At 48.3% G+C, this 23,395-nt stretch carries 18 protein-coding genes; 11 read left to right on the top strand and 7 right to left on the bottom strand.

The window, feature by feature from the left end; translation table 11 throughout:
- Positions 1-99 precede the first annotated feature (99 nt).
- From AC27K1_RS05850 to AC27K1_RS05835, 4 genes are all read left to right on the top strand, one after another.
- Positions 100-534, top strand: coding sequence for a hypothetical protein (locus AC27K1_RS05850; RefSeq protein ID WP_487149029.1), 435 nt, complete (start codon positions 100-102; stop codon positions 532-534).
- Between the two features lie 107 nt (positions 535-641).
- Positions 642-1,271 (top strand): trimeric intracellular cation channel family protein, encoded by a 630-nt coding sequence (locus AC27K1_RS05845; protein ID WP_487149027.1) that lies wholly within the window; start codon positions 642-644, stop codon positions 1,269-1,271.
- 20 nt (positions 1,272-1,291) lie between these two features.
- On the top strand, positions 1,292-1,588 hold the full coding sequence (locus tag AC27K1_RS05840; protein WP_487149025.1) for a hypothetical protein: 297 nt from the start codon (positions 1,292-1,294) through the stop codon (positions 1,586-1,588).
- A 184-nt stretch (positions 1,589-1,772) separates the two neighbouring features.
- Positions 1,773-2,108, top strand: a complete 336-nt coding sequence (locus AC27K1_RS05835) for a hypothetical protein (RefSeq protein WP_487149024.1) — start codon at positions 1,773-1,775, stop codon at positions 2,106-2,108.
- Positions 2,109-2,170: 62 nt separating this feature from the next.
- On the opposite strand, the gene AC27K1_RS05830 is transcribed toward AC27K1_RS05835, so the two are convergent.
- Complete coding sequence (locus AC27K1_RS05830; protein WP_487149023.1) at positions 2,171-6,862, bottom strand: hypothetical protein; 4,692 nt, start codon at positions 6,860-6,862, stop codon at positions 2,171-2,173.
- A 413-nt stretch (positions 6,863-7,275) separates the two neighbouring features.
- On the opposite strand from AC27K1_RS05830, the gene AC27K1_RS05825 reads away from it, so the two are divergent.
- Both AC27K1_RS05825 and AC27K1_RS05820 read left to right on the top strand, forming a co-directional pair.
- Entirely contained in the window at positions 7,276-8,544 is a 1,269-nt protein-coding gene (locus AC27K1_RS05825; RefSeq protein ID WP_487149022.1) for a hypothetical protein, read from the top strand.
- A 368-nt stretch (positions 8,545-8,912) separates the two neighbouring features.
- A complete protein-coding gene (locus AC27K1_RS05820) occupies positions 8,913-9,269 on the top strand; it encodes a hypothetical protein (protein ID WP_487149020.1) in 357 nt (118 codons plus the stop codon).
- A 676-nt stretch (positions 9,270-9,945) separates the two neighbouring features.
- On the opposite strand, the gene pflB is transcribed toward AC27K1_RS05820, so the two are convergent.
- From pflB to AC27K1_RS05805, 3 genes are all read right to left on the bottom strand, one after another.
- A complete protein-coding gene (pflB, locus tag AC27K1_RS05815) occupies positions 9,946-12,219 on the bottom strand; it encodes a formate C-acetyltransferase (protein ID WP_487149018.1) in 2,274 nt (757 codons plus the stop codon).
- A gap of 66 nt (positions 12,220-12,285) precedes the next feature.
- Entirely contained in the window at positions 12,286-14,385 is a 2,100-nt protein-coding gene (pta, locus tag AC27K1_RS05810; protein WP_487149017.1) for a phosphate acetyltransferase, read from the bottom strand.
- A gap of 108 nt (positions 14,386-14,493) precedes the next feature.
- Positions 14,494-15,216, bottom strand: coding sequence for a helix-turn-helix transcriptional regulator (locus AC27K1_RS05805; protein WP_395180297.1), 723 nt, complete (start codon positions 15,214-15,216; stop codon positions 14,494-14,496).
- A 162-nt stretch (positions 15,217-15,378) separates the two neighbouring features.
- On the opposite strand from AC27K1_RS05805, the gene AC27K1_RS05800 reads away from it, so the two are divergent.
- The 3 genes from AC27K1_RS05800 (at position 15,379) to AC27K1_RS05790 (ending at position 18,262) form a co-directional block, all read left to right on the top strand.
- Positions 15,379-15,735 (top strand): DUF1904 family protein, encoded by a 357-nt coding sequence (locus tag AC27K1_RS05800; protein WP_487149015.1) that lies wholly within the window; start codon positions 15,379-15,381, stop codon positions 15,733-15,735.
- Positions 15,736-16,060: 325 nt separating this feature from the next.
- The gene (locus tag AC27K1_RS05795; protein WP_487149014.1) at positions 16,061-17,527 is read left to right on the top strand and encodes a hypothetical protein; all 1,467 of its coding nucleotides are present in this window, start codon (positions 16,061-16,063) and stop codon (positions 17,525-17,527) included.
- Between the two features lie 402 nt (positions 17,528-17,929).
- The gene (locus tag AC27K1_RS05790; RefSeq protein ID WP_487149013.1) at positions 17,930-18,262 is read left to right on the top strand and encodes a DUF1904 domain-containing protein; all 333 of its coding nucleotides are present in this window, start codon (positions 17,930-17,932) and stop codon (positions 18,260-18,262) included.
- Positions 18,263-18,307: 45 nt separating this feature from the next.
- On the opposite strand, the gene AC27K1_RS05785 is transcribed toward AC27K1_RS05790, so the two are convergent.
- Complete coding sequence (locus AC27K1_RS05785) at positions 18,308-19,378, bottom strand: PLP-dependent cysteine synthase family protein (RefSeq protein ID WP_487149012.1); 1,071 nt, start codon at positions 19,376-19,378, stop codon at positions 18,308-18,310.
- A gap of 151 nt (positions 19,379-19,529) precedes the next feature.
- Here AC27K1_RS05785 and AC27K1_RS05780 point away from each other — a divergent pair, with 151 nt between their 5' ends.
- Positions 19,530-19,982: an Lrp/AsnC family transcriptional regulator gene (locus AC27K1_RS05780; RefSeq protein ID WP_487149010.1), complete on the top strand. Its 453-nt coding sequence runs from the start codon at positions 19,530-19,532 to the stop codon at positions 19,980-19,982.
- A gap of 9 nt (positions 19,983-19,991) precedes the next feature.
- On the opposite strand, the gene AC27K1_RS05775 is transcribed toward AC27K1_RS05780, so the two are convergent.
- Positions 19,992-21,272 (bottom strand): HlyD family type I secretion periplasmic adaptor subunit, encoded by a 1,281-nt coding sequence (locus AC27K1_RS05775; protein WP_487149009.1) that lies wholly within the window; start codon positions 21,270-21,272, stop codon positions 19,992-19,994.
- 2 nt (positions 21,273-21,274) lie between these two features.
- Complete coding sequence (locus AC27K1_RS05770) at positions 21,275-21,880, bottom strand: hypothetical protein (RefSeq protein WP_487149008.1); 606 nt, start codon at positions 21,878-21,880, stop codon at positions 21,275-21,277.
- A 240-nt stretch (positions 21,881-22,120) separates the two neighbouring features.
- Here AC27K1_RS05770 and AC27K1_RS05765 point away from each other — a divergent pair, with 240 nt between their 5' ends.
- Positions 22,121-23,386, top strand: a complete 1,266-nt coding sequence (locus tag AC27K1_RS05765; protein ID WP_487149006.1) for a TolC family protein — start codon at positions 22,121-22,123, stop codon at positions 23,384-23,386.
- The last annotated feature ends 9 nt before the right edge of the window (positions 23,387-23,395 follow it).

The following is a 23,395-nucleotide window of genomic DNA, read 5'->3' as shown; positions in this document are numbered from 1 at the left end:
ACTCAAGTCTGGGCTAATAGTTCCAACTTATTAAAGCATCGTAGCGAACGACCCGATGATACGTTAAGGCCCTTTACGTTACAGACAATGGAACCCGCTATGTCGACTGCAAAACTGATGGGATTACTGCTGATGGCGCTGTTCCTCACCATTTGCCTGGTCGCCGCTGCGGGCTACTGGTGGGTCAGCAGCAACCTGGAACACTACACCAACCTCTATGAAGCCGTTGTAGAAGAAAGCGCAGGCAGCTCGGCAGAAGACTGCGTCACAAAAAACCTGGAATGGTCACAGCAATGCGAATGGTCTTCCCTTTCCTGCCGCGTCGAGGCCCGGCTGCGCACCCAGGCCTGCATGAGCGTCGCCACCAATCGCGACTGGTACTGTAAGCAGACACCTGGTGAGGAAGAAATCCTCAAGCGTGCATACTGGGTAGTGGAATCCTGCGAAAACCCGGAATACCTCAACTACCCCCTGTGCTCTGACATCTTTGAAGGGGTCTTCGAAGCCTGCAACGACGAACCGGAAACCCCTTAGTCCCAATCACTGTCTACTATTGGTCAAAGGTGCCCGGTGGCAACCCGGGCAATGCCAACAAAAGCCAACGGTGACATGACCCTTTTACGGTCGTTCAGGGAATTGCCATGGAAAACCAGGTTCTGACCAGCATTCTGATCCTCTCCATCGTTTCCGAGTCCATTGCCGGCGCCCTGTCGGCCGGCCGCAAGGGGATGGATCCCTTTGGCGTGGTGATCATTGCTTTTGCCACGGCGCTGGGCGGCGGCACCCTCAGGGATGTCTTTCTGGATAATTTCCCACTGCTCTGGATACGCTGGCCTGAGGTTATCTGGATCTGCCTGGCGGCGGCCCTGACAACCATCCTGATTCGGCGCTACCTCAATCACCTGCTGCGGGTTTTCCTGTTTTTTGATGCCGTGGGGGTTACCGGGCTCTCCATAATCGGCGCTCATATTGCCCTGCAACATGGGCATGGATACACAATCGCCACCCTGTCAGCTCTGCTGACCGGTGTCTTCGGAGGGATTATCCGGGATGTGCTGTGCGGTGATGTCCCCTGGGTCTTCAGAAAGGAGCTCTATGCGACCGTCTCAATTCTCGCGACCGCCCTCTATGTCGGCCTGACCCATACAGCACTACACCCGGTACTGATCATCGCTATCGTGATGGTGTCTGGTGTGACCCTGCGTATGCTGGCCCTGAAATATCATCTTGCGCTCCCCATATTCCTGTATGATGGCCCTTCCTCAGACTGATGCTACTCTGGAGCTGTTTCATGGTATTGCTGCGCCGTTGTTTGCCATTGCTCTGTATTGGCCTGATTGGCTGTGAATCCTTCTCTGACAACACCCTGCCGCCTAATACGCCACCACCCTGCTCTCCGGAATGGAACCGGATGGTCGAACAAAAGATCGGCACTGGTGATGGCCATGGCCACGGGCCCGATATTGGCTCTTCTGAGTGGTATTACGTGATTCACCGAAAACTGCGCTGGTTAGAACCTGCCAAACCCCAGCCTGGCTCTCCGGACTGGTGCCAATGGGCAGATCAGGCTATTCGGAATCAGAAATAATCTGAAAACACCCCACGTTTGATCTCTGTATGCAATAAACGGCGTTGTGGGTAGTCAGAATAGGGAACTTTATTGTCAGTACACAATCAAATAGAAAACACTTGCGCAGGATAGCCAAAAGTGAGAATCCAGCAGCAAGTCCAGCACAAACAGAATGTAAGTCATTCACCATGGAGGAATTATTATGTGGTCACGGATTCACTCAAGCCTGGCAGCGGGCATTCTGCTAATATCACTCAGTATCACAACTGTCATGGCGGATGATGCTACAGATATTGAGATAGCCGAAGATAATCACCAATCATCTTCCCTTCTCCCGCTTGACGGCACTGACTCAGGAAAAACAGAGAAAAACTACCGGATGGCAGATTATCACTATTTTGTGAATACCAGCGATCACATAATCACCTTTTATGTCGGTGACTTTATACCTGAAATTGTAACGCTATACCCCGGGCAAGCGCGCTATATCAATATGTCGACGCGACATCAAACCATTGAAATAAGGCATGCATGGTAATATTTTCTTAGGCATATCAGGTTTATAATTATTTTATTATTTTTCAATAAATCCAGATTTGCCTATTCATTGTTTATATCTTGCCAGAACACAGCTTGCAGCCAGGAATCCCAACGCTGCGGTCGCTCTATATCGCTCTCCAATGTCAGAGTGGCTTTTTCATAAGCCAATGTTTTCAAATCTTCAAATATAGCTTTCACTTTTTTTGTATAGGGTTTGCTTACACAAGAATATAGTTTCACATGCAATTTTAACACTGAATTTAAACCAATCGCTGCTTTTCGTTGTTTTGCCTTTTTCCTTCCAGACAGCAAGCCATCACATTGTTGCTTCAGTTGTTTGAGATTCGCACCATCAGCAAAATAAGCATTTCGATAATGAGAAACCACTAATTCTTTTAAAGAGGTTGGACGAGATTCGAAAATACGTTGACGATTTTCAACGCTAAATGCAGGCATAACTGAAATCACATCATCCATAGTGAAATAATCGTTATTCGCCCAGAATTGATGTGGGCTATCACTGTGCAATTGATTTAACATCTGCGCAGCCATTTTATGGAGTTCCTGAGGACGTTCTGAGGCAAACATTTTCCCATCATAGTATTTCCAGATTTCACATAAAAATGGTATCGATATAGAAATATGCTCAAAGCATACAGGATTATTCCAAAGTGGATGGTATTTTGGGCAAGTATAGGTAGAATATTTCCCTGCCTTTTCTTCCTTATATTCCACTTTTCCAAGTATGCTTGATAAATTATCTTTTCCTGACAACAGTGCATTTTCATATGCCATAACACGCATTGCAGATTGAAGCCTTTCTCCCTCTTCTGACTTAACAATGGCTTGATACTCTTTATGTTGCAAGCCTTTGTCATGATCAACTCGCCTCCTGCGTTGTTGGACGCGTCTAAGCTCTTTGATATATGTAAATCCTTCCTTAACTGCATCAATCTGATTATTCATATGCCTGTCTGGTAGATTATTTACAACCAAAGAGATATCGTTCATTCGAGATGATTCGACAGCAAGACAAAAATATGTTCTGTAAATATCAGCTTTATTCTCACAATCACCCATAAGTCCAAACAGGTAGTTAGCACATTCCATATCTTCAACAGGATCAACACTGCACGGATCATTAGCAGACGATAACAGTTCCTCAATTAATACTGCCCATTGACCTAATATCTTCGAATCAGTACATTGATGAAAATCAGGAAAGATAATTTCGGCCTTTGGCCTTTTGGAAAACTGCTGCACAAAACATGTTTTCGCAAGAGCGAAAAGGGTCTTTGCTTCATAGCGTGGCTCTGATTGCGGACTTAAATATTCATCAAATTGGGTTTCCAAATAATCTGAACATTCTATTGATCCACGACTGGAAGTCTCATATATTTGAGCAAATACATCTAACATAACCTCATAACTAAACCATTTTTGGAAACCTTGTTTTAAGCACCACTCCAATCCATTAATAAAAACACAAAAACACTCTACTTCATCCTCATACAAATCTTCACCACCTGCTAAACGCGATATATTGTCTATCATCTGATGCGTAAAGAATCTGGCGCAACGCCTATGGCGATCTTTATCTGTAATTCTTGGTATGGCGTCCTGAACAGGACTCAAAGCATCCGTCAAAGCATCACTATCACACATTTCGTAATCAATACGTAATATATAATTCAACATTATACCGGCATGGTCACGAGAAAGGTCACCTTCCACAAAGCACGATTTATACTTATCGGAAGAATGGCCAAGATCCGTTATCCGGACTTGGTTTTCGAATTCCCTTTTTTCAAGAATATTATCAACATAGCTGTCGATATCAGCTATCTCAATGACAGTGCTTTCACCACTTATACCTGGTAAAGCTGATGCCTCAGCAACATCACTGAATGGCTCTGGCATTGTAGGAAGCCTGGTATCTCTCCCTTCTTGCAGAACCGCCGGTCCAGCAGGCATAACAGCAGCCTCTTTGTGCTCAAGTACACCAGACTGTTGCTCAAAAAAAGCTGTCTCTTTCGAGCTTTGGATATGACGCATCCTTGCTTCAACAGATTCTAAAAGTGATTTCGCTTCTTCACTCTCTTTTCTATTAACAATATATCCAAGCACCTCATGTAACTCATCGAGTTTTTCATCAGACAATATCTTATGCAAATCACTACCGATAGCGATTTTTAGTACTTCAAGCAATAAATCAAAATGTGTATCAAAATCATCCGAACACTCTGGTAGTATCATGAAATCTGCAATTTGTACTAATCGCCGTCCCAAAAGTTCCAATAACAAAAGTCTCTTATCAGAGTCTTTATCTGCTATGGAAACAGTATTAAAATAAACATTTCTCCATATTCTCAGCCTGGTTTCATTTGGAATTTTTCGATACCAACAAAATAACAAATAAATAAAATGATCATTTAATTCAGCATCACTGAGGCTGCCTCCTGATATTGGTATAGGTAATATAAAATCAACTTCAGCTGCTTCCGTTAGACCAGACAGTTCCTCGTCCTCAATCGACCCATCCAATAACTGCTGAACAAAGCTGATTGTTTGATTTAATTGTTGGCTCTCTTGTTCATTAATTGTTTCCCCTGATAAAGGTGAATGCCCTACCTGCAGAGATTGAGGTAATGCTGAGCCAGTCCTCTCAAATGTTTGCGTTGCAGTAACATCATAACTCCCTGTAACGTCGGACGCTTCTTCGTCTGAAGTTTGCGTATCTGACTCAGGTTCAGGTGGCATTACGGATTGAGAATTGTCTGACAAACTTTTCATCACATCACGAACAAATCGGGATAATACGCCAGCTTCTTGCTTCCATTGGCTAACAAAATCCAGTGCCGCATCTAAAACATCAAGATCGTCGTATAATAAATTTCTAAGTTCACCTTTATAAACCGCGATATCAATTAACTTATATACCCGCTCAAACAGTTTAATATTTTTATATATTTCTGGTTTATCTGTTACAACATCAAACAGTTTTATTAATGAAAAAAGCCATATCCGTGTTAACAAGCCTACATCTCCGAATGGTATCTTATTGTCCGATAAATTATCTTCCGCCAGCTCTAAAAGCTGAATTCTGGATAATATGTCTGGAGGATCGCACCATGACACCACCATCATTTCATAATGTCTGATAAGCTCACGTCGATTAGCAACAGCTCCTGATATCATCAACGCCTTCGTATAATCGCGCCTGTATGCCTCTGCTTGCTCTTTCGCCTTCTCGCTATCAGTCTTGTCCTTTACAATATCCTCAACCTGTAACCTGATGGAATCTAATTTTTTCTCTGTTTCCAACTCAGAAAGTAAAAGCAAACGCGTGTCTTCACACTTATGCCCCATAACCTTTAAAAACTCCAAATGTTCGACGGTTTTCTCCAGTATATTTATTCCGAGATAGTGTGAAGCGAACTCATTCTTACAACGTCTCTTTTCCTTACGCAAGATTTCAATAGTTTCATTGATACACTTTCTGACAGTCGCAGACTCGATAGCAATACCTGTAAAAGAACCCAGATATTCAAAAACCCTGTAACACCAGAAAGCTTGAGCCAGTACCCTATCCTCATGTGCTAATTTATCGAAGATTCGCTTTATATTTTTCAGGGCTCTTATCACGTGAGCATGTTCAGTGATTTCTTTTCCTATTAACCATGTATATTGTAAAACATAGGTTGCGTCAGGAAAAAGATTACCCTTTTTATCCAGAAAACGCTCTAGCTTTGGTAATAATGATATATCAATGATATCTTCCAGATCAGAGGCGCCCAGCAAATTGATGACGTTTCTCTTTGTACTTTCATAATCCCATCCCTGAGGTACCTCTTGAAATGCAATAGCGCTTTCAGCTTGCGCAATATATTCGTTTAGCTTTTCAATGATTAAGCCGCTAAATTTAAGCGTTTCCTCCTCGGGCCTTTCAATATTTAAATATTCCAATACTTTTTTTAAAAGCACTACGGGAAGCAAAATATGTAAATTATTATGACAGCCATACAACATCATAGACATCAGTTTATTAACCCCTTCCTCGGGACAACAACCTGGCTCACCATCAACAATAAAATCCTGAAAAGATAAAACTACCTTATAAAACCATACTTTCGCAAAAACCTGTTTAAACTCAATAAAGTTGACACCAGGCAAATCACCTCTTATTTCCTCCAGTCTATTTATTCGATCAATAGCCCCATGATAAATATTTTCAAAACGTGCAACATCAAATATTTTTCTTACAACATCACTTTCAGGGTGTTCTCCCGGTGTTTCATGCTCTTCAACAATAAGCACTTTATCTGGATTTAAGTTATTTTCATCAATGGCTTGAACCATGTCCAAAATAGCGTGTTCTTTCTCTTGATCCAGCCATTCACATTTATGCGTGATGTATTCTTCCACGTCGATTAATGCGTCATTATGAAAAACCTTGTATTCACTCTCTATTGATACGCTTGCCTTCGGAAGCTCACCTTCCGAAACACCTGCAACCTTTCTTTCCTTCTGCGGTAAAACTTCCCTCGCTGAAGGACCTACACTTGATTCTGGTGATAAACGTAACGATTCAATTTGATGTTCAAATTCAGGTGGTACACTAACACTGGTCGTTTGCATGCGTCCCTGCATTGCTGATTCAGATGATGTTTTTGATAACCTTGGTCGCCTCTCTGGCGATGGTGTTTTTGGAGGGGTTACTGGTGGCGTTCTTGGACCTTGAGCCTGTTCCATTTCAATATCTCACTATTAGAGTTTCACAAGCATCTGACAGACAGCCAATGAATTAGTTCAAACAAGTCTCCATACTATTAACAGCCATAAAAAAACCAGCCACATGGGCCGGTATAAAATCCCTGGCATTGGAAACAGGGGTCACTGTTTCCCGCCTTAACTACCTCTCTCTGTCATTCCATATTTTAGAACCTAAACACCATCGACAATAGTTATAAGTTGTACAACCTTATAAATACTATCGCCTTTTTTGTGGTCGGAAATACAAATGATGAGTCATTCCTATCACTTGCCGTTAAACATTGAAGCCTGCCAGTGAGTATCACAAGCCTGTTATGCGGTAAATTTCAAGTGAACTAAATGAGAAGGAATGGCTCTCTTGTGATGATGGATCGTTTTTAAAGGCTTATATCATGCAGCAAGTAGCTTCATCCAGACAAACAAGACAACCGTCAGTCAGACAGAAACAGCACCTACCGGCGACTGGCGTCAGGAAACAGTATCGTTACATTAAACCCATGGGACTCAACCTCGCGCCTGTCGTAATACCTTGTACAAAACTCGTCGCATGGTCAGCAGGCCTTACCAGCAGATTTGTCAGTCTCGCTGGCATTCTCATATCCGGCCTACTCGGCCATGTTACTATCCGTACATTAGTATGGCTAAAGGCGATACCTGACGAAAAGCCGCTCGCTGGATTTCTTAATTGTGATTTGCAGCACCTCATCATTGCAGGTTCGATGATGACGGGAAGAGTGGCTTCAACCAGGCTGGCGTCAACACTCGAGAACTGCTCTGGTTCGTTATATGAATACGCAGAAAGGTATAATTTATACCGTGCGCTTAATGTCTCCAATGCATTTCGGCCTTTTGCAACTAACATTAAAGCAAAACATGCCCGCAAAATTTTATACCCTGAAATACAACGTAAAGTCGAAGAACACTTAAATGACTTTATCATTAAAGTATATAAGGAACTCTTAGAAGGGTTAGACAAGAATGATTCCTTCTTCTGCGACTATAGTTTACTTTACCAATACGAAAAGCGTTGTAAAGAAGAATTAAAAACCATGTCAGACAATCAGGAAATAAAGAAAATAACGTCAAAATTTTTCACGGATATCCTTTTAGATTGTGCACCTGGCAAAAAATTACACACACAACTCCTTGATAACATCCCAAAGCGGGAAAAAGACAAAATATTTTTATGTGCATCTGAAAATAATCAATCGGCAGTTGACATAGCATTCCTGCTATTCACATCACTATACGAATGGTTAGATGAGCACCTTTCTGAAACACAAGATAAAATGGAAGAATTCACCAGAACAAAAACACCAGTAATGATAGCTAACCTCAACAGCACAACAGAACAACAAATGACAAACTTAAAACATAAATTAATAAATGAACAACTATCAAAAAAACAAAAACCCAAGAAAAAACAAGAACCGTCAAAAACAAGCACATCACAAGAAAATAGAGAAATATTAAACAAACTCACAGACTTCGAAAAGTCCTTAGCAATATTAGAACACACTAATTTTACCCCTAGAGATTTTAAGACACACAAAAAAATAATAAATAAAGTTATAAACAATCTCGACCTGAAACAAAAAGCAACGAAGTTTTATGGCGTTGCAAAGATAAAAGCGGCCGAAACTTTAACTACTTCAAGATAAGGGCTAATGAGGTTATCTCCCCCTATTTTGTCTATATATTGACCTTCTGTCCAATATTGCAGACATCAGGCCCGATGTTACCTCTACATAGGAGCGTAAACTAATAAGGCATACAGATACCTCATTAAAGATGGATAATACGGATTCACCCAACATCTTTAAGAGTGAGCATACCAACCAGTCTGAATACTCGAATTTAGGGTGTCACAAATCAGGGATGTTTACAGTTTTACACAGACAAATAATTTGACCCCGCATATGTGGACCTGCAATGGGAAATAACACTGTATGGCAACGAGCGAAAGTCTTGAACTAATTTCAGATTTACCGGTTGATTATTCAATCGGTGAACAACAGGCGTTTTCTCTATGATCGACAATCTGAAAACTTGCGCACCCCATGTGCTACGATTGGGAGTTCCCCTCGGGCTGGCTGCAACTACAGGCGTTTTTTTGTGCTGGACTGTAACAGCGGTTGTAACGGGGGATATTAAAAAGGAAGACATCAAAACCTGGCTTGGCACGGGTATTCTGTGCATTGCATCTATGGGCTTAGCTTTTATCATACTTCGTCAGGGTAGCCGGGATTTATTAGCAGCGCGCAGGGTGAATCAAAGAGAGGTTGAAGCAATTCAATTGGCAGAGAGAGGTCTGCGTACTTCTACTCCGGCAGTAAGAAAAAGAAAAGACGAACACAGCAATATCCCGAGATCCAAGAGAAGATAACTGAACACAGGTGATTTTAAAGCGACACAGAAGGCCAGATGTGGATGATCAGTCCTATCCGGAGATCAGCAAAGACTATTGATTGTCTCCAAATTTGATGTGTATCGCTGATCACCCCGGCTCAAAATATATAAAGAACTCCCACTAATCTTAACCTCCATGGAGACCTTTACAGATCTTTATGTGAGATGAGCAATAGCTCACTGTCATTCAGTAACAGACGTCAAAGTGTCCCTGAGCCGTCTCCTTAAAATAAAGGTAGTGAACCTAAACCCAGTGATCGCATGACGGAAGCGTTTGGTACAGCATCATCCCGACTCAGTATTGATCTGTGAACTGGCCAGCCCATCAAACCATTTCCGTTCCATGGAGTGATCCGGACTCGCTGACAACAGTCTTCTTGTATAAGGGTAGAATGGGAGGCTGAACAGCTTGTCCGCCGGTGCCATATCGACCAGCTAACTCCAGCTACACATCACATCATCGGCAAAGTGCTTCACCACCTAGAGGTTGTCGGTGATATTGAGCCCGAAAAAAAACCGGCCACATGGGCCGGTATAAAATCCCTGGCATTGGAAACAGGGGTCACTGTTTCCCGCCTTAACTACCTCTCACAGTCATTCCATGTTCGGTAGCCGACAGTGTCACAAACACTGCCGGGCTTGTCCTGTTGCCTTTACATAGTCGCAGTAAAGGTACGGGTAATAACGTCGCGCTGCTGCTCTGGGGTCAGAGAGTTGAAACGTACGGCGTAGCCGGACACACGGATGGTCAGGCTCGGGTACTTCTCAGGGTTCTCCACGGCGTCTTCCAGCATTTCACGGTTCAGAACGTTCACGTTCAGGTGCTGACCACCTTCACGGTTCTCTTCGTGGTGGAAGTAACCGTCCAGCAGACCGGCCAGGTTACGCTGACGGTTGCTGTCGTCCTTACCCAGTGCCTTAGGCACGATGGAGAAGGTGTAGGAGATACCGTCTTTTGCGTAAGCGAAAGGCAGCTTGGCCACGGAGCTCAGGGATGCAACCGCACCGCTGGTGTCACGACCGTGCATCGGGTTGGCGCCGGGACCGAAAGGCTGACCTGCACGACGACCGTCCGGCGTGTTACCGGTCTTCTTGCCATACACGACGTTGGAAGTGATGGTCAGGATAGACTGGGTCGGTACCGCGTTACGGTAAGTCTTGTGGGAAGCCACCTTCTTCATGAAGCTTTCCACCAGTTCACAGGCGATGCTGTCAACGCGGTCATCGTTGTTGCCGAACTTCGGATAGTCACCTTCGATTTCGAAATCGACAGCGATACCGTTTTCGTCACGTACCGGCTTGACCTTGGCGTACTTGATAGCAGACAGGGAGTCAGCAGCGATGGACAGACCCGCGATACCACACGCCATGGTGCGATAAACGTCACGGTCGTGCAGCGCCAGCAGGGCGGCTTCGTAGCTGTACTTGTCGTGCATGTAGTGGATACAGTTCAGTGCAGTCACGTACTGAGTTGCCAGCCAGTCCATGAAGTTGTCCAGACGCTTGTAGACGTCGTCGTATTCCAGTACTTCAGCAGTGATTGCGTCAGTCTTGGGACCGATCTGAACCTTCAACTTCTCGTCCACACCGCCGTTGATTGCGTACAGCAGGGTCTTGGCCAGGTTGGCGCGGGCGCCGAAGAACTGCATCTGCTTACCGACAATCATCGGAGATACGCAGCAGGCGATGGCGTAATCGTCGTTGTCCATGTCAGGACGCATCAGGTCATCGTTTTCGTACTGGATGGAGCTGGTGTCGATGGAGACCTTCGCACAGTACTCTTTAAAGCCCTGGGGCAGCTGCTCGGACCACAGAACAGTGATGTTCGGCTCAGGGCTCGGGCCCATGTTGTACAGGGTGTTCAGGAAACGGAAGCTGGTCTTGCTGACCAGGGTACGACCGTCCAGACCCATACCACCGATGGACTCAGTCGCCCAGATGGGGTCGCCGGAGAACAGCTGATCGTACTCAGGGGTACGCAGGAAACGAACCATACGCAGCTTCATAACGAAGTGGTCGATGTATTCCTGTGCTTCCTGCTCAGTGATGGTGCCGTTGTCCAGGTCACGCTGGATGTAGATGTCCAGGAAGGTGGACACACGACCCAGGGACATGGCCGCACCGTTCTGGGACTTAACAGCCGCCAGGTAGCCGAAGTAGGTCCACTGAACCGCTTCACGGGCGTTGGTCGCAGGACCGGAAATGTCGTAACCGTACTTGGCCGCCATTTCTTTCATCTGCTGCAGGGCACGGTACTGGTCGAAGATCTCTTCGCGCAGACGGATGGTCGCTTCCAGGTCTTCGCCGGCGTTCATTTTCTCTTCCAGGGAAGCGTGTGAACGGGCCTTGTCTTTCATCAGGGCGTCGATGCCGTACAGGGCAACACGACGGTAGTCGCCAATGATACGACCACGGCCGTAGGCATCGGGCAGACCGGTCAGAACACCGGACTTACGGCAGTCACGGATGGACTTGGTGTAAACGTCGAAAACACCCTGGTTGTGAGTCTTGCGGTACTCGGTGAAGATCTTCAGGGTTTCAGGATCCAGCTGACGGTCGTACGCTTCGCAGGACGCTTCAACCATGCGGATACCGCCGTTCGGCATGATCGCACGCTTCAGGGGCGCTTCAGTCTGCAGGCCGACGATGGTTTCCAGGTCCTTGATGATGTAACCGGCATCGTGGCTGGTGATGGTAGACGGCATGCTGGTATCGAAATCCAGCGGCGCGTGGGTCTTGTTCTCGACCTTGATGCCTTCCATGACGTCAGCCCACAGCTTGTCGGTGGCTTCAGTCGGGCCGGCCAGGAAGGAGTGGTCGCCTTCATAGGGGGCGTAGTTCTTCTGGATGAAGTCACGTACGTCAATGGACTCGTTCCACTGACCCTGTACGAAACCTTCCCAGGCGCTCATGGTTTCAGTTGTCATGGCTATAACCTGCTGTGCTTCTCGTTAACTCACGGACGGGGCAACCGGCGGTTGCCCTGTCTGCTATTACTGTTGCCCGGCGTCGGCCTGAATCGCAGTCAGGGCGATGGTGTAGACGATGTCGTCTACCAGCGCGCCGCGGGACAGGTCGTTAACGGGCTTGCGGAGACCCTGGAGCATCGGGCCGACACTTACGACGTTGGCGCTACGCTGTACCGCCTTGTAAGTGGTGTTACCGGTGTTCAGGTCGGGGAATACAAATACGGTGGCGCGGCCGGCAACATCGCTGTTAGGCGCCTTGCTGCGGGCAACGTCTTCGACAGACGCGGCGTCGTACTGCAGCGGACCGTCGATCATCAGGTCAGGACGGCGCTCACGGGCGATGCGGGTCGCTTCACGGACTTTCTCAACATCGCTGCCGATGCCGGAATCGCCGGTGCTGTAGCTGATCATGGCGACGCGGGGGTCAACACCGAAGGCGGCGGCGGAATCAGCGCTCTGGATGGCGATGTCAGCCAGCTGTTCAGCGGTCGGATCCGGGTTAACGGCACAGTCACCGTAAACCAGCACCTGTTCCGGCATCAGCATGAAGAAGACGGAAGAAACGTTGGCGGCATCCGGACGGGTCTTGATCAGCTGGAACGCAGGACGGATGGTGTTCGCCGTGGTGTGGACCGCACCGGAAACCAGACCGTCAACGTCGTCCATGGCCAGCATCATGGTACCCAGAACAACGGTGTCTTCCAGTTGTGCTTCCGCCATCGGTGCAGTCAGACCCTTGCTCTTACGCAGCTCAACCATCGGCTCAATGTATTGAGTACGAGTGGTTTCAGGATCCAGAATTTCCAGACCTTCCGGCAGGGTGATGCCCTGGCTTTCAGCAACGGCTTCAATGATGTCACGCTTACCCAGCAGGACACAGTTGGCAATGCCACGCTCCTGACAGATAACTGCCGCACGAATGGTACGCGGCTCATCACCTTCCGGCAGAACAACACGCTTGTTAGCCTGTTGCGCCTTGCGAACCAGCTGGTAACGGAATGCCGGCGGAGACAGACGGGATTCAACGGTGGTGGCAATGGCGCTTTGCAGCCAGTCCACGTTGATGTGATCAGCAACGGTCTCCATGACCATCTCGATCCGCTCCAGGTCATCGGCCGGTACGCTGTTGTGCATACGGTCCATGCGGGTCGCGGTTTCGTAGGAGCTGGATTCAGTCATCAGCACAGGCAGGCCGCTGCTCAGCAGGGACGGCTTGACCAGGTTGATGATGGATTCTGCCGGCTGGTTGCCGCCGGTGATCAGCAGACCGGCCAGAGGAACACCATTCTGGGCAGCCATGGAGGTTGCCAGGATGACATCGTCACGGTCGCCGGGAGTAATAATCAGGGTGCCGGGCTTCAGGTGGTGTGCCATGTTGGCGGCAGTGCGCGCGCACAGAACACGGGAAGTCACACGACGCTGGTTGATTTCACCTTCGAACAGGATTTCAGCACCCAGGTTGTTGGCGATATCGCGGGTACGGGCTGCGGACAGCTCTTCACGCAGGGGGATGTAACCCATGGGCATGGCACGTTCGCAGGTGATGTCCGGCAGCGGCTTGAACTCACCATCGGGGTTCAGCTCAGCCAGGCTTGCTTCGTCCATCTTGTTCAGGACATAGCCCAGGACATTCTTGCTGCACAGACCACCGTAGTTGTCTGCCGCGATTTCCAGCTGGTCAGCGACGTCTGCCAGGGTTTCGTCTTCGTCACGCTGGCCGACCAGAACCACCTTGCTGTTCAGGGTCTTGGCGATTTCGCTGTTCAGGCGTGGCACGTAAGGTGCGTCGCGAGTCGGGATCAGACCTTCAACGATAACAACATCCGCACCGGCGCAGGCACGGTCGAAGTTGGCGACGATCTCTTCCATCAGGACGTCGGACTTGTTGTCACCCAGCAGGTCTTCCACACGATTCATGGAGATTGGCTGAACGGTTTGCTGGCTGAGTACGGAACGGGCCATTTCCACGGACCGCTCAGGACCATTTTCACCCGGACGGGGCTGGGCTACCGGCTTGAAGAAACAGACACGGCATCCGAGCTTATCAAGGGCACGAACCATACCCAGGGCGACGGACGTGAGGCCAACCCCATAATGCGTGGGTGCAACAAAAAACGTGTGCATACTGACTGAATAGAGACCTGATAACTGAGAAACAACTGTAGTCGTTAATTGTCGTTTTTGACGCAACAACGACCACACCGATTTTGAAGGCTGATGCCCGGTCAGGGACTAACCTTCTCCGGATTTACGCTGTCGTATGTACAGGTAGACGGTGTGCTTGGACACGCCGAGTTTACCTGCAACCAGCGGCACACTTTCCTTGATATCAAAAATACCCTTGTCGTACAGGGCCATGATGATGTGCTTGTTCTTCACCTTGTTGGACAGCTGGTGATCGCTGTTGATTTCCGCAATGGTGTTGTCGACCGTGCTCTCCACCAGGTCATCAACGCTGGAGGGGAAGTGCTCGGTCACCGCCATTTCACTGTCAACACCACCCACGAATGCCTGCAGGAAGTCCGCGGCAGGAATGCTCATGTTGATGTTGATACAGAGCATGCCAATGGGACGATCCTGACCGTTACGAATAACGCTGCTTGTGGATTTCAGCAGACGGCCGTCTGGCGTGCGCTTGAAGGTGGTGCGGATATCGCTGCCCGGCTGGCTGGCGATTTCATGCAGCTGGCGCAGGGCGCCGGCGGTAATGGGATTGTGGACGCTACGACCGGTCGTCATGCCGTTGGCAATCTTGACGATGGACTGGTTCAGGTCTTCGAGGGAGTGCAGTGCGACTTCACAGCTCATACCCAGAATAGCGGCAATACCGTCTACCACGGTTTCCATGGAACGGATAATCTGGCGGTCTTCCTCCGTGAAGGGACCACTGCGCCACGCGGGCTCGTCATCCGGCAAATGCAGCTTGCTAGGTTGAGTCTGAATGTCTTCCAACACAGTGACAGCTTCTCCCGAAGACGTTTGGTCGTACCTGACCTTAAAACTGAAATAATCAACTACACAATGTGACTCAACTATAGTTGAACGACTTTTGCACGTAGTTGTTTTAGATCAATAGTTTTTGAGTTTTTAACGTCATGTTGAATAAGGAAAAACCACATGCCGCATATCAAGATACGAGGTCTGGATCAGCAAACCATCAGTCGATTCAGTAAGGAGTTGATTGAACGTGTCGCTGAAATAATGGGTTATCCTGAAACGCATATCACCCTTGAGCAACCGCTGTCGCACTTTTTTGTCAGTGCCGGGAATCCGGCCCCGTCCCCGGTTATCGAAGTCTTCTGGCTGGATCTCGGCAGCTTCATCAAACAACGCACCGTCAACACCATCACCAGCATCATACGACGAAAGACAGGTATTACCGGCAATATCACGATTATCTTTTTTGACAAAAGCAGTCAGGAATATTTCATGAACGAAAAATGCATTGAACCGCCTACCTGCAAACAGCCCTGAAACGGCTACGTCAACATCGGCGAATACATAACATAAAAGCAAGACAGGCAGTACATGGAAGGATGGCATGACTGGCGCTGTTGTCATATCCATGCATTCACACATGACTCACCTGTAAAACAGGTGATTCTTTAATCATCACAAGTCCATTTCAACCCATTGACAGCCCTGACAAATTCCTCCCTGACAACCTTTGTCACTCTTTTGATGAAACCAATTCCCCTTCAGCTTGCCGAAACCTAAGTCTGTGCGTTTACAAACCTATCGCCTGACAAAGACAGTTTCTTTCAATCACATGCAGAACAATTTCTGCCAGGGAGACACCATGCCAAAAGTCAATTCATTAAGCAGCACTTGCACTGCAAGTCGTTTAAAAAACCATTATCAACCCGCCATTTCCAAAGCAACCAGATTCAAAATGCATTCAGTAAAAAAAGCAAAAGAAAAGGCAACTGGAGCATTGAGTCATATCGGCTCAAATACGCCCAAACTGCTCACCAAAGGCGTAAAAAAGGCCGTTGAATTCAATCGAACTTTTCAAGTTGCAGTTGCAGAGCAAATAATGCTTGGCTTTTTGATGAAAGGTGCAATGGTTGTCGCGGCACCCATTGTGTCACATTTAATGGCGCCACTCTGCAACCCGACCTGGACCCAGTTTCACGACAAACTGATCAGCCTGTTTGGCAGCGAAACAGAGCTGATCAACAGCAACGGGACTGACTTCATTGCGGCACTGGACAAGATCGCCAGGGATGAACCCGAACTGACGAGAGGCCTCTACCAATACCTGATGTCATCAGAAAACATCAGGCCGGAAATCACGTCGAAGGTGATAACAGGACAACAGATATTATCTGCTATCAATTATGCCTACGACCGGGCCGTCAACGGCGCACTGACCAACGACACCATTCCGCGAGACCTCGGACACTTCCTGGGGGATGAAGCAAAGCTGGCCGGACCCCTTCCGGATTACCTCAAACGCCTGCTTTCAGCTGAGTGTCTGCCCCTCAATGCCTTAACCCTTGCCTGCGAAGACCTGACCCAGGCACACTTCATCCAGATGCTTGCCTTTGGGGTCAATTGGGACACACCTATCTACAATGGTAAAAACTCCAGCACCTCGATCATTCCCAAACTGAATTCGCTAAAAAATGGCGATCTGGCCAGTGCTGGACATCAATGGCTTACTGATCCCAACGTGTTAAAGGGTGGTGTTAAGTCCAAAATAACAGGTGCACCTCTTACCACGATTCTTGAATATGCCAAGGATCGGTTTGACTTCGATGGGAAACCACGCACACTGGCCCATGTCTTTAACGATGAAATAAAACCTGACCAGCCCATTTTTGATTACCAACTGTCCGCGATACGTTCGCACTGCCTGAAAACCCCCTCCGCTCCGACTGTACCTCCAGTACAAAACGAGCCCGCAAACTTATTCGGCTTAATGGTAGGTGCAGGGATCGTCAGTGGAGTCACCGGTGTCGGTCTTGCCGGCGGTATCTGGGCATTGAAGAAAGGCTATCATTACTGGCAGCAATCTCGTGAGCAGGCGCCAACCGATGCATTTGATCTAGAGGGTCAATTAAGCCGAAGTGGTAGCCAGGTGCAGCTTACCAGTGCCGCCCGCGCACCGGGATCACGTGATGAACCCGAAGTTGCTGTGTTGGGAATGGAAGCAGAGGGACCTGCTATATCTTCTGAGACTGAGCATGGAGCATCTACTTCTACCGCCGCACACCCGCTAGATACAAGTATAATGGCGAAGGCTGCTTTGGCATCAGTATAATCACTTCACGTAACAACATAGCCCAGTTCATTCGATATTTATAAAAACCAGCCCCTCAGGCTCTTTTGAACCTGTGGGGGCTGCTATAAATAGTCACAAAGTACAGAATTTACCGACACACAACCGTGTGTTCAGTATCGATAAGAAAATGATACATCTACGACCGTCTTCCTCAGCCGCCAGAAGCCAAGCCCTCCAAGTCAACATCAGTAGCGCCAGCCAATGTATATAAGTCGCTCAGTATTGTGCTACCGGTACATGCTACCGTTCATCAATACACCACTGTGTCCTTGAACGCTTATCTGCCCAGCATTTTCGAACATGTTAATCCTCCGAACAGGCAAGTGCAGGAAAACATGCTATCTTCACGCGCCTATCCGCTTGAACTGAGATCAGGTAAACATGCCACATATCCGAATCCGAGGCGTCCAGAAAAACCAGGTTATGATGATCAGCAAGGAACTGGTCGATTCCCTGTCAGCACTGGTCGGCTGTCCCCGTGATCATTTCACGCTGGAGCACATCACCTCGACGTTCATTGTTGATGGCGCAGAAGATGCCGGTTATCCCTTCATTGAAATGCACTGGTTTGACCGGGGGCCAGAGGTACAGGACAAAGTCGCCACCAGCCTGACCCACATGATTCGTCGTGTAACCAGTGAAACCACCGATATCGCCGTTGTTTTTCACAAGCTGATTGAGCGGGATTACTACGAAAATGGCGAGCATTTCTGAAACGAAAAGCGTTTCAGGCAACACCCGCCCATAACTGATGTCGTATCAAACGGACAAATTGCCCGTAATATCCAGCGCTTCCAACGCCTGCTTCCAGGTGCTGATATCACCAATATTGGCGGCAACCCAGTCAGGGTTGTAATACGTATCCAGGTAACGCTCACCGGCATCGCACAGCAGGGTAACAATGGAACCCTGCTCACCCCGTTCCTGCATGCCGCTCGCAATTTTGAGTGCGCCAAACAGGTTAGTGCCTGTACTTGCACCAGCCTTGCGGCCAATGTTCTTTTCCAGCCAGTAAATCGTTGCAATAGCGGCTGCATCCGGAATGGTGAGCATGGTATCCACAACTTCCGGAACAAACGACGGCTCCACCCTTGGACGACCAATGCCTTCTATACGGGATGATTTATCCAGTGTCAGTGTGCAATCACCGGTTTTGAAATAGTCATGAAATACCGAGTAATCCGGATCTACGACACACAGTCGTGTATCCAGTTGCCGATAACGGATAAAGCGTCCGATCGTTGCCGAGGTTCCGCCAGTGCCTGCGCTCATGACCACCCAGGAAGGCTCAGGGTACGGCTCTTTTTTCATCTGGCTGAAGATGGAATTGGCGATATTGTTATTACCACGCCAATCTGTGGCCCGTTCAGCAAACGTGAACTGATCCATGTAATAACCATTCAGTTCAGACGCTAGCTGTTCAGACTCACGGTAAATATCCGCAGGCTTATCCACCAGGTAACACTGACCACCATAAAACTCGATCTGCTCAATTTTCTTTTTCGCGGTGGATTTCGGAATCACGGCAATGAAGGGCAGGCCAATCAGCCGGGCAAAGTACGCTTCGGAGATTGCCGTACTGCCGGATGACGCTTCAATAATCGGCATACCCTTCCGGATTCTCCCGTTACAGAGCCCATAGAGGAACAGGGAACGGGCCAGGCGATGCTTCAGGCTACCCGTGGGATGCGTGCTCTCATCCTTAAGATAAATATCGATACCGGTCAGGCTCGGGATATTGAGTTTAATCAGATGGGTGTCTGCCGAACGCTGGAAGTCGGCCTCGATGGCACGGATAGCCTGGTTGACCCATTCTCTCTGACTGACCATAAACAGTTACTCTCCACGAATAGCGATAACATCATTTTCTGCTATTCATACTATCGCCCGAAAGGTAAAAAAATATTGCAAAGTCAGCTGGTGATTTAAGCCTGTTTGGAAAACAATTTTAAATAATCCATAGTTATTAGAATTATTTTTCATGGACAAAATTGATCGGAAAATACTTATCCTTCTACAGGAAGACGCCACCCTGCCGCTGACCGAGATTGCTGCGCAGGTAAACCTCTCCCCCACCCCCTGCTGGAAGCGCATCAAGCGCCTGGAAAACGAAGGCATCCTGACCCGTCGCGTCGCCCTGCTTGACCCGGACAAAGTGAACCTGGGCGTTTCGGTCTTCGTGCATATCAAGACCAGCGGCCATAACAGCAGCTGGCTGAGTGATTTCGCCCGGAAAGCGGCCTCGTTCCCGGAAGTGGCAGAGCTCTATCGGATGAGTGGGGAGTGGGATTACCTGTTGCGTGTCGTTGTCAGCGACATCCAGGCATTTGATGTGTTCTATAAGAAGCTGATCGATTCCGTCGACGGGTTAAGTAATGTCACCTCCAGCTTTGCCATGGAACAGATCAAATACACCACGGCACTGCCACTGTGAGGTACAGATTCAGGTATCCGTTGCAGTAAAGCGGATGGATTCAGAGAGAGGCCCGAGCAGGTAACCCAGCAGCGTCCGTTTACCGGCCAGGATATTCAACTCTACGGTCATCCCCGGGATCAACTGGCTGTTTTCATCGAACCCCGAGTTTTCGGTTTCAATCATGGCCTTGTAGTAATGCTGGGCTGTGACTTCATGTTTGTAGGTGTCTGCACTCACTTCCAGCACCTTGCCTTTCAGGGAGCCATAGGTGGTGTAATCGTAGGCCGAAACGCGCACATTAACGTCCTGTCCCGGCCAGACCTTGGCCCGGTCATGGGGCGCCACCATAGCCTCGACCATCAACGGCACCCCATCCGGTACGATCTCCGCTAAAACCGTTCCCGGCGGCACCACCTCACCAATCGTATTCACATGCAGGGTATGGAGAGTACCGGTAACCGGTGCAGTCACATTTTCCCGCACTTCCCTTTCCCGTGAAGAGCGGATCTGCTCCTGAATCTGGGCGATATCCAGCCGCGTTTTGTTGTAATCATGCTGCGATTCTTCGCGAAAATCTGTGATTAGCTTACTTTTCTTCAATCGCAGCTCGGACAGTTTCGCTTCAATTACCGGAATTTGTTTGAGTGACTGGTTGATGCGGGTTTCGATCTTGAGCAGTACCATCTTCTTTTCCAGCTGGTTCTGCACGGAACCGGCGCCCTGCCGCAGCAGGGTCGACAGGATATCCAGCTGCTTCTGCGCTACGGCCCGCTCATTGTTCATATCCTTGATAACCTGATCCAGCTCAGACAACAGCGCGTTTTCCTTGGTGATCTGCTGGCGGACGATGGAAATCTGTTCCTGAAGTTTCTTTTTTCGTTTCTTATAGAGCTCAAGTTCATTGAGATAATATTCATCCTGCTCTGCCACCTGCTCAATGGAAGGAGACAGTGCTTCACCTTTCATTTCGGCATAGAGCCGCTGTGCCTTGGCCACCAGCCCGTTTAGCTGTTGTTTCCGGATACTGATGTTTTCAGTCAGGGTAGGGTTCATCACCGCAAAAAGTTGCATATCCTTGACAACCCGCTGGCCTTCCGTGACATGCAGGCCGGTCAGAATGCCACCTTCCAGATGCTCCACCACGCTGTTATTGCTGAACGTCGTGACGCGGCCATCACTTTTGACGACCACATCTATTTCGACAATCGCCGCCCAGATCAGGAAAAAAAGAATAATGCCCGTGATACAGAGCACGATGGAATAGCGTGACAGGAAACGGTGGTTCATCCGGCTAAATAAAGGTTTCATGACTATTCACTCTTAACCTTTATGACAACTTCATTGCGTTGATCATCTGGACCAGAATCATCCAGTCGAACCTTGATATTCTCCGTAGGGAAACCTTTATCAACCAGTATCTTGCGTATCTGGGTAATCCTGTTGAATGCCACTTCATAGGCGACCGTCTTTGCTACGCCCTTATGGGTCAGGAGACTGATGATGAAAACTGGTTTTTCCTTGATTTCATCGTATTTTTCATCAACCCATGACTCAAGTTCTTTCTTGGCATCTTCGGTCAGGCGGGAACTGAAATCCTGGTACTTGATACGAATCAGTTTCTCTTGGACTTCTGCTTCGACCTGGCTTTCAAGAATGACTTCTGTGGCCTCTGAGACAATTTCCCGTTCTATGTCTGCATCCACGGTAGCTTGTTGCCCGGATTCCAGCGCATTATGTTTCCCTGCCGCCTCTTTTTGTGTCTCCAGGACCGCCTTGGCGATATCAAAGCCCACCTGCACACTGAGCGCGGTGACAACCAGGATAAGGACAACAACAAGGAATACGAATACCAGCAATGTGGTCGACAGGGCGTCTACGAATCCGGGCCAAGGGTTACTTTCGGGTTGTTTCGCCATTGCGCTCCACCGGCGGATCAACAGAATGAAAACCGGCTACGACCCGGGAAACCGGCACGATTTCTCAGCAACGACGTATTACAGCAACAAGTCTAAGTATCTATCGTCTGGCCCTGTGGCTTCTTGATATTTCTGCAGGCAGGATAAATCCATTGCCTTTCTACAGTTCTTCTCCCAAAAGCCGATTCAGCTTGAAAGCCTTCCCCATAACTACATCAGACTCAGGCGGAACTGAATGGTATGAAGCTGAAATGTCTGCTTGGGGGCTGTACGTTGTTATTTCTGACCCCGGGCAATGCCTTGACGCTGACAGAAGCGGTCATCAAGGCACTGGAATTTAACCCTACCGTAAAATCCTTAGAGGCCTCGGTCGATATGGGAGAGGCCCGGCTTGACCAGAGTTATGCGGATTATCAACCCAAATTGTCTTACCAGTTGGAACGAGGGCTCACCCGTAATACAGGTAACGACTGGCGGGACAAGATCAAGTCATCGGTGATCCTCAGCCAGGTTGTCTACGATTTTGGCCGTATCTCCAACCAGGTGGATGCCCGGAAACATAAACTCAATGCCACACGCCAGACATTGAGCGATGGCAGGGAAAAGCTGGCTCTGCTGACAACCAAGACGTTTCTGGAAATCCTCAAACTGGAACAGGTCATCGGGCACGTGAAAGAAAACATTGCCTTCTACAAGCGCTTTCTGGGCATTCTTGAAACCCGGGAAGCTGCGGGCGCCTCAGGAAAATCCGATGTCCAGCGTCTGACCAGCCTTGGGCAGAATGCCGAACTGGAACTGATCCAGTACAAAACCGACCTGACCTTTGCCCGTAAAACCTTCAAGAGCCTCACCGGCATTGAACCAGACAACCTGATCATGCCCTTGCTGGATGACCTGGTCATTGAACACACCCTGGACGAATTGGTGGAATTTGCCATCACCCGGAGCTACCAGGTTCAGGCATTGCATTCCTCCATCGAATCGGCCAGGGAAGAGAGAGACAAGGCCCGCGCAGACCTGTATCCCACCTTCCAAATGAAGCTGGAAGTTAACCGGGAGAATTCCCTGGACACGTCGGAAGAATGGAAAACCACCGAGGCTGGCACCATCACCATGAGCTATGACCTCTGGGATGGCTACAAGGCTCGTCGGAAAGTTGACGAAAACAATGCAAAAGTCATGCAGGCCGATTATCGGATGCGTGAAGCCACGCTGTCCCTCGAAAAGAAGGTTCAGGAAGCCTACAGCGCCACGATGAAGCTGCTGGACGAGAAAATGGTGAACGACGAAGCCCTGAAGACCAACCAGGAAATTGTCGACCTCTATTACAAGGAGTTTGAGCTGGGCGAGAAAACCCTGCTGGATATCACTACTGCACAGGGTGATTACCATAACAGCCGGGTCCAAAGCGCTGTTTTTCAGTTCGACTTTTATAAAAGCATTCTGGACATCCGTTTTTATACGAACGATGTCATCAACACGATCAGGAACCTGGAAGACAGCTGATTGTGCTGT

It is taken from the genome of Kistimonas ophiarachnellae (assembly GCF_057552235.1).
Note: the sequence above shows the minus strand (reverse complement) of the source record. Positions and strands in the feature narration are given on the sequence as shown.

Bases quoted from the DNA above. Each gene is read 5' to 3' on its own strand.
- AC27K1_RS05820 (WP_487149020.1), top strand. From the start codon at position 8,913: ATGATCGACAATCTGAAAACTTGCGCACCCCATGTGCTACGATTGGGA.
- AC27K1_RS05800 (WP_487149015.1), top strand. From the start codon at position 15,379: ATGCCGCATATCAAGATACGAGGTCTGGATCAGCAAACCATCAGTCGA.
- AC27K1_RS05780 (WP_487149010.1), top strand. From the start codon at position 19,530: ATGGACAAAATTGATCGGAAAATACTTATCCTTCTACAGGAAGACGCC.
- AC27K1_RS05770 (WP_487149008.1), bottom strand. From the start codon at position 21,880: ATGGCGAAACAACCCGAAAGTAACCCTTGGCCCGGATTCGTAGACGCC.
- AC27K1_RS05790 (WP_487149013.1), top strand. From the start codon at position 17,930: ATGCCACATATCCGAATCCGAGGCGTCCAGAAAAACCAGGTTATGATG.
- AC27K1_RS05785 (WP_487149012.1), bottom strand. From the start codon at position 19,378: ATGGTCAGTCAGAGAGAATGGGTCAACCAGGCTATCCGTGCCATCGAG.
- AC27K1_RS05795 (WP_487149014.1), top strand. From the start codon at position 16,061: ATGCCAAAAGTCAATTCATTAAGCAGCACTTGCACTGCAAGTCGTTTA.
- AC27K1_RS05835 (WP_487149024.1), top strand. From the start codon at position 1,773: ATGTGGTCACGGATTCACTCAAGCCTGGCAGCGGGCATTCTGCTAATA.
- AC27K1_RS05845 (WP_487149027.1), top strand. From the start codon at position 642: ATGGAAAACCAGGTTCTGACCAGCATTCTGATCCTCTCCATCGTTTCC.
- AC27K1_RS05825 (WP_487149022.1), top strand. From the start codon at position 7,276: ATGCAGCAAGTAGCTTCATCCAGACAAACAAGACAACCGTCAGTCAGA.
- AC27K1_RS05765 (WP_487149006.1), top strand. From the start codon at position 22,121: ATGAAGCTGAAATGTCTGCTTGGGGGCTGTACGTTGTTATTTCTGACC.
- AC27K1_RS05775 (WP_487149009.1), bottom strand. From the start codon at position 21,272: ATGAAACCTTTATTTAGCCGGATGAACCACCGTTTCCTGTCACGCTAT.
- AC27K1_RS05830 (WP_487149023.1), bottom strand. From the start codon at position 6,862: ATGGAACAGGCTCAAGGTCCAAGAACGCCACCAGTAACCCCTCCAAAA.
- pflB (WP_487149018.1), bottom strand. From the start codon at position 12,219: ATGACAACTGAAACCATGAGCGCCTGGGAAGGTTTCGTACAGGGTCAG.
- AC27K1_RS05840 (WP_487149025.1), top strand. From the start codon at position 1,292: ATGGTATTGCTGCGCCGTTGTTTGCCATTGCTCTGTATTGGCCTGATT.
- pta (WP_487149017.1), bottom strand. From the start codon at position 14,385: ATGCACACGTTTTTTGTTGCACCCACGCATTATGGGGTTGGCCTCACG.
- AC27K1_RS05850 (WP_487149029.1), top strand. From the start codon at position 100: ATGTCGACTGCAAAACTGATGGGATTACTGCTGATGGCGCTGTTCCTC.